Here is a 9,948-nt window from a genome sequence, read left to right on the forward strand (position 1 = left end):
GGGGGCCGGCCGGGTCGGGAAGGGAATGCCCTCCGCGCCTCGCACCTGGGTGGGCAGGGCGCTTCCCAGCGTCACCTCCCCCTCCCGGTCCTCGTCGCTGGGGCGCTCCTTGGAGGCCGGCACGCTCGTCTGGTGGGGGCGCTTCTTCACCGAGGCGAAGATGGGGCGGCAGGCGTCCACGAAGCGGCGGACCTCGTCCAGGGGGAGCGCGGGGGAATAGTTGTCGTTCACCCCCGTCATGGGCTCCGCCATGCACATGGCGTTGAGGATGGCCTCCTCCGTGGCCTCCATCACGGCCTCGTAGAGGGGGTCCAGGCGCTGATCCAGGAGGATCTTCATCTTGTAGACCATCTTCTGGGTGCGCCTGGGGATGATGTTCGCGGTGGAGAAGCCCACGACAATCTCGCCGGAGCCGTGCGCCGCGTAGCTGCCCACCCGGCCGATGCCCAGGCCCACGCGCTTGCAGAGGCGGTTGATCTGATGGCTCAAGAGCGGCGCGTCCGTGGCGACCACCGCGATGATGGAGCCGTAGGACTTGCCGCGGTGGGGGGTGTTCTTGAACTTCTCCACCAGCACCTCGCCCACCGGCAGGCCGCCCACGCGCAGGTTGTGCATCTTCCCGAAGTTGGACATGACGAGCACGCCCAGCGTGTAGCCGCCCAGCACCTCCGGCAGCTTGCGCGACGACGTGCCGATGCCGCCCTTGAAGTCGCACGTCACCATGCCGGTGCCGCCGCCGACGTTGCCCTCCTGCACCGGGCCGGACTTCGCGGCGTTGATGGCGGCGACGACGTGCTCCTGGCGCACGTGGCGCCCGGAGATGTCGTTGAGCCACGAGTCGTCGCACTCGCCCACCACGGGGATGATGACGTCGTGCTCGTCGCCGATGCCCGGGTAGCGCTGCACGAGATAGTTGGCCACGCCGTCGGACACGGCGCCCACGGCCATGGTGTTGGTGAGGAGGATGGGCGTTTCGATGAGGCCCCACTCCATGAGCTGCGTCATGCCGGAGACCTCGCCCGCGCCGTTGAGCACGAAGCCGCCCCCGCTCATGCGTTCCATGAAGATGTTGCCCAGGTTGGGCAGGATGGCCGTGACGCCCGTGCGCACCGGACCGAAGCCGGGCCGCAGCGGGCCCGAGCCTTCGATGAGCGTGGTGTGCCCCACCAGCACGCCCTCCACGTCGGTGATGGCGTTGTACTTCCCCGGCTTGAAGCGTCCCAGCGGCAGCCCCAGCTCCCGCGCCCTGACCCTCGGTCCCGTCTCTTCCGGAATGCGCACCATGGCGCCGACCGTACCCGACAATCCCCGACGGTCAACCCTGCTTCCCTACCGACTGTCGCGCACTTTCAGCCGCGCGCGGGCGGCCTGAGCCCCTCGACGAGCAGCCGCGTCTGCACGCGGGCGAGCGCCTCCGCGGCCTCCACGCCCTGGGGGGATTCGCCGAGCTGCCGGTCCACGAACAGCGAGGCGAGCCCGTGCACGAGTGACCACGCGGTGAGCGTGAGGGGCCGCGACTCCCCTTCACGCAGGAGGCCCGCGGCCTGCGCCGCCTCGATGGTGCTCACCAGCAGCGTGAAGGCGCCCTGCTCTCCTTCCGGTTCGGGAGGCGATGACATGGGTCGGGTGAAGTGCGGGCCGAACATCACCCGGAAGTGCGGCGGGTGGAGCACGGCGAACAGCACGTAGGCCTCGCCCGCCGCGTACAGCCGCTCCAGGGGCCCGGTCATCGGAGCCATGCGCTCGCGCATCTCGCGCGCCATGGCGCGGAAGCCCTCGTGCGCCACTGCCTCCAGGAGCGCTTCCTTGTCCGCGAAGTGCCGGTACGGCGCCGCGTGGGTGACACCCGCCCGCCGGGCCACCTCCCGCAGCGTCAGCGCGCCGAAGCCCTCCTCGGCGATGAGCGCCACCGCCGCGTCCACCAGCGCCTGGCGCAGGTCACCGTGGTGATAGCGCCCCCGGTCCTTCTCCGCGGGTGCCTCCGCCGCCTGCTTGCGCTTGCCCCTCGTCGCCACCGTCCGTGCCTCCTCATGCGCCCACTGTCGCCTGCGCGACTTGACCATCCACGAGCCCAAGTTGCCAGCGTCAACATCAATGTTGACACCGACAACATGCGATGTTTACAGTGTCTACAAGATGGGCGGCGCGGGGTCCTCTCGCGCCCTACGTTGCATTGGAAAGGGAGCCGTCATGACGACCGCGATGAAGCAGCCGATGTCCTCCTCCGCGCCGGGCTGGCTGAAGGCCTTCCGCCCGCTGGCCCGCCAGCACGGCTTCGAGCCGCTGCGCGTGGAGGGCCAGGTGCCCGAAGGGCTGCGCGGCTCGCTCTACCGGGTGGGGCCATGGACGTTCGACGTGCACGGCCGGCCGTACCAGCACTGGTTCGACGGGGACGGCGGGATGCTGGGCGTGCGCTTCGGCGCGGACGGGGTGAAGGGCGCGTCGCGGCTCCTGGACTCGCCCACCATGGTGGCGGAGCGCGAGGCGTCCTCGCAGCGCTACGGCGGCTACGGCACGCCCACGCCGCTGCTCCACAAGCTGCGCCAGGTGCGCAAGAACTCCGCGAACACGTCGGTGATGGCGTGGAACGGCAAGCTCTACGCGCTCTTCGAGGGCAGCGTGCCGGTGGAGGTGTCCCCGGAGGACCTGTCCACGCTGGGCGAGACGGACTTCGATGGCACGGTGGTGGAGACGTTCTCCGCGCACCCGCACCGCGTGCCGTCGCGCAAGGCGTCCTACAACTTCGGCATCCGCTACGGCCGGTTCACGCTGGCGGACATCTACGCCCTGCCGGACGGCGGCAAGGCCCAGCGGCTGGGTTCGGTGAAGCTGCCGGGCGCGACGATGGTGCACGACTTCATCGCCACGGATCGCTACCTCGTCTTCTTCCTGGCACCGCTGCGCTTGAACCTCTTCCGCGCGCTGCTGCAGGTGGGCTCGTACTCGGAGAACCTGCGCTGGAAGCCGGAGGCAGGCACGGACGTGCTGGTGGTGCCCATCGACGACGTGGAGCACCCGGTGCGCATCCCCACGGACGCGTTCTACACGTGGCACTTCGCCAACGCGTACGAGGAGGGCGACACGGTGGTGGTGGACTACGTGCGCTACCCCGACTTCACGACGAACCAGTGGCTGGGAGAGCTGGTGCGCGGCACGACGTCCTCCGACGCGCAGGGCATGCTGCACCGGGCGGTGCTGGACGTGAAGGCGGGCACCTTCCGCACCGAGCAGAGGCTGGACGTGAGCTGCGAGTTCCCTCGCGTGGCCCCTGGCGTCGTGGGGCGCGCGCACCAGACCCTCTATATGGGCGTGCACCGGAGCAACGAGGCCCGGCGCGGCCTCTTCGACGGCGTGGCGCGCATGGACCTGGGCACGGGTCGCCTGACGACGGCGGACCTGGGCGAGGGCACCTACCCCTCCGAGCCCGTCTTCGTCCCCCGCCCCGGCGCCACCGCCGAGGACGACGGCTGGGTGCTCACCCAGGTCTACGACGAGAAGGCGGACGCGTCCCACGTCGCGGTGCTGGACGCGCGCCGGATGGAGGACGGCCCCGTGGCGCGCTGCCACTTCGACCACGCCCTGCCCCCCACCTTCCACGGCGGCTTCGCGCCCGGGAAGTGACACTGAATCCAGTTTTCTCCGCTTTTCATACCATTTCAGCTTAAATGGTTGGAAACGGAGAAACGGAGGCAGGTCATGAAGCGGTTGCTGGCGGTGGCAGGACTGGCGGTGGCGCTGTTCGGATGTCAGCCCGAGGCGCAGACGGATCCGAACCTGGCGGCGCAGGCCCAGGGCGCGACGAACGTGCCGGGGCTCTACGTCGTCTTCAACCAACCAGACAACACGGGCACGCGCGACTACCGCATCAAGGATGAAGTCGTCCGGCTCATCGAGAACAGCCCCAAGGGTTCGTACATCCGCATCGCGATGTTCCTGTGGACGACGGACCACCTGAACGCGGCCATCAAGGCGGCGCTGTGCCGGGGCGTCATCGTGCGGCTGGTGGTGGACGAGCAGAACGGCGGCGCCGCGTCGGAGTTCGCCTCCGGCGGCGTCATCCACGACATCAGCAGCTACGTGCCCCCGGCGGCGACGTGCCCGGATGGACTGCGGCTGGAGCTCACCCGGTGCAACGGCGTGGGCGCGGGCAGTTCGTGCATCGCGGGCTTCGACCGCGAGGGCACCATCATGCACGACAAGATCTTCACCTTCTCCACCACCACGGATCCGCAGGGCAACCGCATCCAGCGCGTCGTGGTGCAGGGATCGTGGAACAACACCTACTCCCAGAACAACTACTGGAACGACATGGTCGTCAGCTACGAGGACTGGGACTGGTACGACTACTGGGTCGGCTACCACAACGACCTGCGCGCCGGCACCAAGACGACGGACTACTACAACCCCTCGACGGGCCAGGGTTACTACAGCTCTCCCAATGCGCCGTGGACCGCGTACTTCTTCCCGCGCACGGGCAACGACAACGAGCTGTCCAGCGACACCGTGACCAACAACTTCACGGACTACATCAAGACGTACGTGTCGGGTTGCACGCTGGACGTGAACCAGAACCACTTCAACGACAGCCGCGTCATCGTGGCCACGGAGCTGGTGCGCATTGGCAAGCTGGGTTGCAAGGTGCGCGTGCTCTACACGGACATGGACGCGGGCATCAAAACGAAGCTCACCGGCGCGACGAACATCACGCTCCGCCAGCTCTATGACGCCTCCGCCAACAACGTGAAGACGAGCGACGGCACGCCGCGCGAGGTCCTCACGCACAGCAAGCACTTCGTCTACTCGGGGAACTTCAACGGGACGGTGCGCAAGATGGTGCTGACGGGCTCGCACAACCTGTCCAAGAACTCGCTGCGCTACAACGACGAGAACCTGGTGAAGTACTACTCGGACACGCTGTGGCAGGCGTACCACGACAACTTCGAGAAGGGCTGGGCGCAGGCGCTCAACGACGGCTGAAATGAAACGGGGACGGCGCCTTCCCGGGCACCGTCCCCTTCCCTGCTCCGCGCTTCAGCGGACGCTCAGGACTTGAGCTCCGGGCGCGGCGCGGGCGTGTTCTCCGCGGGGGCCGAGGCATTGGCCTGTGCGGTCTGCTCTTCAATCCGCTGCACGACCTTGTTGAGCGGCGGCGTGGCGGTGCCGGCCGGGTGCTCCGTCTGGGCCCGGCGCGCCTCGCGCTCCTTGTAGCGGCGGATCGCGGGGGCCATGATCTCCCCAATCAGCGTCCGGTAGTCCATGCCGGCGCCCTGGGCAATCAGCACCAGGTCGCTCCAGCCGGGCGTGAGGCCGGGCAGCGGGTTGCACTCGATGAAGTAGATGCGCCCCTTGTCGTCCATGCGGAAGTCGATGCGCGCCACGTCGCGGCACCCCAGCGCCATGAACGAGTTGCGCGCCGCCGTGCGCAGCTTCTCCAGCAGCGCCGGTTCGATCTTCGCGGGCGCGTCGTAGCGGATGCGGTCCGTCCAATCCAGCTTGTGCTGGAAGCTGTAGACCGGGTTCTTCTCCGCCTTGTCCAGGAAGACGATCTCCATGGGCGGCAGCACGCGCGGACGCCGCTCGCCCAGCAGGCCCACCGTGAACTCACGGCCGCCGATGTACTCTTCAATCAGCGCGGGCTGCTGGTACTTGCCGGCGATCTCCTTCACCACGTCGCGCAGCTCCGCTTCGGAGTAGCAGACGCTCTTGGTGACGACGCCCTTGGAGCTGCCCTCCGCCACCGGCTTCACGATGAGCGGGAAGGTGGTGAACTCCTTGTTGAGGCGCTCCTTGCCCGTGACCATCAGCTGGAAGTTGGGCGTGAGGATGCCCGCCTGACGGACGATCTTCTTCGCCAGCGCCTTGTCCAACGCGAGCGACAGCGTCGCCGGATCCGAGCCCGTGTACGGGATGTCCAGGAGCTCCAGCATCGCGGGCACCTGGCTCTCGCGGTTGCGGCCCTTGAACCCTTCCGCGATGTTGAAGACGACGTCCAGCGGCGTGCTGGAGAGCACCGTGGGCAGCTCCGCCGTGGCCTCCAGGTCGATGACCTCGTGGCCCCACGACGCAATCGCTTCACGGATGGCCTGGAGGGTGTTGGGCGAGTCGTACTCCGCCTCGCTGTCCTCCTGCACCGTCTCCGCCGTGGCGCTGGGCTTCACGCGCTTCACGTTGAAGCTGAAGCCCACGCGCAAGGGGCCGGACTTGCGCGCCGGCTTGCCCTGGCGGCTCTTGTTGTCGCGGATCTTGTGGCGCTTGCCCGCGCTCTGGATGATGGAGTTGATGACCCCGTCCAGGTGCAGCCCTTCCAGCTCCGCGGCGGCGTAGATGCCCGCGCCCGGCTCCAGGCTGGGCAGCGCGTTGATCTCCAGGAAGTACGGCACGCCCGCGTCGGACACGCGGAAGTCCAGCCGGCCCAGGTCGCGGCAGTCCAGCACCTGGAGGATCTTCTGCGCCATCTTGCGGACGTCCTCGGACATCTTCGCCGGGATGTTCGCGGGGGCGCGCACGGACACGGACTTCTCCCGGCGCGTCTTCAATTCGTAGTCGTAGATGGCGTACTTGCGGCCCTGGGAGGCCTCCGGGTCGATGACGTACTCCACCGGCGCGAGCACGCCGTCGAAGTCGTTGTCCACCGCGGCCAGGAACGGCACCGTGAGGTCGCGCCCGCTGATGTACTCCTCCACCAGCACGCCCGCCGGGTACTTCTCCAGCGCCTTCGCCACCTTCTCACGCACCTGCTCCAGCGTCTCCGCGACGGAGTCCTGGGTGATGCCCTTGGAGGAGCCCTCGAAGTTGGGCTTCACGATGACGGGGAAGCGCAGGTTCTCCGGCTGCAGCTCGCTGAGCTTCTCCACGTACTGCCAGCCCGGCGTGCGGATGCCGTGCTTGGAGAGGATGAGCTTGGTGAGCTGCTTGTCCAGCGTGAGCGCCAGCGCGTACGCGTCCGAGCCCGTGTACGCGAAGCCCAGCTCGTCGAAGAGCGCCGGGTAGAACGCCTCACGGAAGCGGCCGCGGCGGCCCTCGGCCGTGTTGAAGATGAGGTCCGGGCTGTACGCCTCCAGGCGGGCGACGGTGCGCGACGCGGGGCCGCTCACCTCGAAGCGCTCCAGGCGGTGGCCCAGCCGCTCGATGGCTCCCGCCAGCGTGTTCACCGTCTCCTGCGTGTCGAACTCCGCCTCTTCTTCCGAGTCCGAAAGCCGCAGGTTGTAGGTCAGCGCGATGCGCATGGCTTACCCCGTCTCCCTTTCCTGAACGCCTTGCCGCGGCGCACTTTCGCCGCCGACATCAAACGACCCGGGGCGCGCGTGGCGGCCACCGGCGTGCGGGCTGCAACCGTCGCCCCCGCGACAACCTTCCCGTCCACCACCTGCGTCTGCGCCCAGGTGTCCCCCAGCCGCAGGCCCAGCGAATCGGTCAGCACGCGCCAGGCCTCCACGCCGCCAATCACCACGAAGCCCGCCAGGGCGGCCACCACGCCCTGCGGCGCGGGCATCATCCCCAGGAGCACCACCAGCGCGAGCGGCGCGTTGCGCAGCGTGCTGTCGCGGTGCCGCGCGGCCGAGCGCGTGGGCAGGTGCATCACCTTCACGCCGCAGATGCGCTTGCCCACGCTCTGCCCCTGGAGCATCCCGTCCGCGAGCAGGAGGAACAGCAGCGCCACCACCGCGCCCGCCGCGCCGCACACCACGTACAGGCCCCAGGCCACCGCGCAGTCGATGATCCGCGCACCCAGCCGCAAGAGCAGCGACGCCTTCGGGTAGGGCGAGTCCGGCTCCGCGTCCTCCTGCACCAGCCGCAGCACGCGGGGGGCGCTTCGCTCCGTCGCCATGAGGCTGCGTTCGGGGGCGGCGCTCACTCCTCCGGCTCCAGCGTGAGGCCCTCTTCGGTGGGCTCCGGCTCGTCCAGCCCGGCGAGCTTCGCCAGCCGCTCGTGCGCGGACAGCGGGTGGACGAAGGGCACCACCGTCTGCGCGTGCTCGCCGGCCGCTTCCGCCGCGAGCCGGGCCGTGGGGCTGCCCGTCTCCGACATGCGCAATAGTTTCTGCCGGGCGTCGTCCTCGTCGTGCCGCGCGGCCTCGCCTTCGCGGGTGAAGAAGACGAAGGCCATGGCCGGGCGCTTGGAGGACTCGCGCATCGCGAACTGCACGCCGTCCAGGTTCCAGCCCCTGGCCGTCCACTCGTTCAGGGTGCGCTCCAGCGCGCCCTCGTCCACCGTGGACAGCTCCACCACTTTGTACTGCAACGGCCCGGGCTCACGGACCACCGGAGCGCGGCCCTTGCCGGGGCGCTGGACCGGGGCCTTCCGGGCGGTCGGCCGCGAAGTGCCACGTCGGGGCGGAGGCTTCTCGGTTCTGCGTCCGGGCCGCTTCTTCTGGGTGGGCATCGTTGTGGGGACCATTTGGGCGCAAGCGGCGGAAGCGATCAAGCCTTCCGCCGCAGGCAGGCGCCCGGGGTGTCGCCTAGAGGAGCTTGGCCGCTTCCAGGGCGTGGTAGGTGATGATCAGGTCGGCCCCTGCCCGCTTGATGGAGGTGAGGACCTCCATCATCACGCGCTCGTAGTCCACCCACCCGTTCTGCCCGGCAGCCTTGAGCATCGCGTACTCGCCGGAGACGTTGTACGCGGCGAGCGGCAGGTCGAAGTTCTCGCGCAGCGCGCGGATGACGTCCAGGTACGACAGCGCCGGCTTCACCATGATGAAGTCCGCGCCCTCGTCCACGTCCAGCGCCGTCTCGCGGATGGCCTCGCGCACGTTGCCGGGGTCCATCTGGTAGCCACGGCGGTCGCCGAACTGCGGCGTGCTCTGCGCGGCCTCCCGGAACGGACCGTAGAAGCCGGAGGCGTACTTCGCCGAGTACGCCATGATGGGCGTGTCCTGGTGCTTCACTTCATCCAGCGCCTTGCGGATGGCGCCGATGCGGCCGTCCATCATGTCCGACGGCGCGATGATGTCCGCGCCCGCCTGCGCGCAGGTGACGGCCATCTGGGCCAGCAGGGGCAGCGTGGCGTCGTTGGCCACGTGGTTGCCGTCCAGCACGCCGCAGTGGCCGTGGTCGGTGTACTCGCACAGGCACACGTCCGCGATGACCTGGAGGTCCGGCTCCGCCGCCTTGATCTCCCGGATGGCGCGCTGGACGATGCCGTCCGTCGCGTACGCCTGGGTGCCGCGCGCGTCCTTGTGGTCCGGGATGCCGAAGAGGATGACGGAGGGCACGCCCAGCGACTTCGCGAGCTTCGCCTCCTTCACCGCGTGCTCCAACGAGAGGTTGAAGATGCCCGGCATGGAGGAGATGGGACGGCGCACGTCCCGGCCTTCCACGACGAACAGCGGGTAGATGAAGTCCGTGGGCGAGAGGCGCGTCTCTCTCACCATGTCACGGAGGGCCGCGGAGCGGCGCAGCCTGCGGGGACGGTGGACGGGGTGGGCCATGGGTCGCCGGTATAAACCGCCCGGCCCCGCGCTTCACCCCTTCCGCGCGTCCAAACCGCCTGCTCAGCCGGCGACGGGGCGCCAGGTCAGCTGATGGCGGCGCGAATCGCGAGCCATGCGGTCGGCCCGCCGCCCGGCGAGGTCCGCCTCGTACAGCGCCCGGGCGTAGCGCACGCGCGCTGCCTCGGTCCCGGTGTCCAGCTCCCGCTCCGCGGCCTCCAGCTCACGGCGCGCGTCCTGAAGCTGCTGCTCGGTCCCGTTTGCCCACGTCATGCCCATGTCTCCCGTGTGGTGTGTCCGCGAGGGTTGGCTTTGCGTCCCGCGGGTCGCTCGACAGGCTTTGCAGGGCCTGGACCAGGGGCACCGTTGGAACCCCCAGGAGCGCAACGCCCGGGAATGACGGGGTTTCGCGCCGCGCCACGTGCGCTCCGAGTGCGCAAGGCTTTTCCCAGCGGCGCGAATGCGGGAACGCGGTGGGAAACCCGCATGCAGGGCCGCCCGTCCCTCCCCCCGGTGCCATG

The 9,948-nt window shown here is 69.1% G+C and carries 9 protein-coding genes; 2 read left to right on the forward strand and 7 right to left on the reverse strand.

What is annotated here, in order from left to right:
* Together D7W79_RS32245 and D7W79_RS32250 are read right to left on the reverse strand one after the other, a co-directional pair.
* A partial coding sequence (locus D7W79_RS32245; protein ID WP_147442152.1) for a DmpA family aminopeptidase occupies window positions 1–1,284 on the reverse strand: 1,284 nt, incomplete at its 3' end.
* A 65-nt stretch (window positions 1,285–1,349) separates the two neighbouring features.
* Entirely contained in the window at window positions 1,350–2,015 is a 666-nt protein-coding gene (locus tag D7W79_RS32250) for a TetR/AcrR family transcriptional regulator (protein ID WP_120529207.1), read from the reverse strand.
* 175 nt (window positions 2,016–2,190) lie between these two features.
* Between D7W79_RS32250 and D7W79_RS32255 the strand changes: the two genes are divergently transcribed.
* Window positions 2,191–3,621, forward strand: coding sequence for a carotenoid oxygenase family protein (locus D7W79_RS32255; RefSeq protein ID WP_120529202.1), 1,431 nt, complete (start codon window positions 2,191–2,193; stop codon window positions 3,619–3,621).
* A gap of 75 nt (window positions 3,622–3,696) precedes the next feature.
* Window positions 3,697–4,977, forward strand: a complete 1,281-nt coding sequence (locus D7W79_RS32260) for a phospholipase D-like domain-containing protein (RefSeq protein WP_120529203.1) — start codon at window positions 3,697–3,699, stop codon at window positions 4,975–4,977.
* Between the two features lie 65 nt (window positions 4,978–5,042).
* On the opposite strand, the gene D7W79_RS32265 is transcribed toward D7W79_RS32260, so the two are convergent.
* The 5 genes from D7W79_RS32265 to D7W79_RS32285 all read right to left on the reverse strand — a co-directional run bounded on the left by D7W79_RS32265 (window position 5,043) and on the right by D7W79_RS32285 (window position 9,700).
* Complete coding sequence (locus D7W79_RS32265; RefSeq protein ID WP_120529204.1) at window positions 5,043–7,226, reverse strand: D-alanine--D-alanine ligase family protein; 2,184 nt, start codon at window positions 7,224–7,226, stop codon at window positions 5,043–5,045.
* Window positions 7,211–7,828: an RDD family protein gene (locus tag D7W79_RS32270; RefSeq protein ID WP_120529205.1), complete on the reverse strand. Its 618-nt coding sequence runs from the start codon at window positions 7,826–7,828 to the stop codon at window positions 7,211–7,213. The genes D7W79_RS32265 and D7W79_RS32270 overlap by 16 nt, the downstream gene beginning before the upstream one ends.
* A 23-nt stretch (window positions 7,829–7,851) precedes the next feature.
* Window positions 7,852–8,241 carry a type IV pili motility protein SglS gene (sglS, locus tag D7W79_RS32275; protein WP_244222090.1) on the reverse strand — a complete coding sequence of 130 codons (390 nt, stop codon included), beginning with the start codon at window positions 8,239–8,241 and terminating at the stop codon, window positions 7,852–7,854.
* Between the two features lie 217 nt (window positions 8,242–8,458).
* Window positions 8,459–9,427 (reverse strand): porphobilinogen synthase, encoded by a 969-nt coding sequence (hemB, locus tag D7W79_RS32280; protein ID WP_120529206.1) that lies wholly within the window; start codon window positions 9,425–9,427, stop codon window positions 8,459–8,461.
* 63 nt (window positions 9,428–9,490) lie between these two features.
* Window positions 9,491–9,700, reverse strand: a complete 210-nt coding sequence (locus D7W79_RS32285; protein WP_120529209.1) for a hypothetical protein — start codon at window positions 9,698–9,700, stop codon at window positions 9,491–9,493.
* Window positions 9,701–9,948 lie beyond the last annotated feature (248 nt).

The organism is Corallococcus exercitus (assembly GCF_003611585.1).
Taxonomy (GTDB): Bacteria; Myxococcota; Myxococcia; order Myxococcales; family Myxococcaceae; genus Corallococcus; species Corallococcus exercitus.

What these genes read in the sequence shown, in the direction of transcription:
- D7W79_RS32255 (WP_120529202.1), top strand. Translation starts at nt 2,191, where the DNA reads ATGACGACCGCGATGAAGCAGCCGATGTCCTCCTCCGCGCCGGGCTGG.
- D7W79_RS32260 (WP_120529203.1), top strand. Translation starts at nt 3,697, where the DNA reads ATGAAGCGGTTGCTGGCGGTGGCAGGACTGGCGGTGGCGCTGTTCGGA.
- D7W79_RS32265 (WP_120529204.1), bottom strand. Translation starts at nt 7,226, where the DNA reads ATGCGCATCGCGCTGACCTACAACCTGCGGCTTTCGGACTCGGAAGAA.
- D7W79_RS32270 (WP_120529205.1), bottom strand. Translation starts at nt 7,828, where the DNA reads ATGGCGACGGAGCGAAGCGCCCCCCGCGTGCTGCGGCTGGTGCAGGAG.
- hemB (WP_120529206.1), bottom strand. Translation starts at nt 9,427, where the DNA reads ATGGCCCACCCCGTCCACCGTCCCCGCAGGCTGCGCCGCTCCGCGGCC.
- D7W79_RS32285 (WP_120529209.1), bottom strand. Translation starts at nt 9,700, where the DNA reads ATGACGTGGGCAAACGGGACCGAGCAGCAGCTTCAGGACGCGCGCCGT.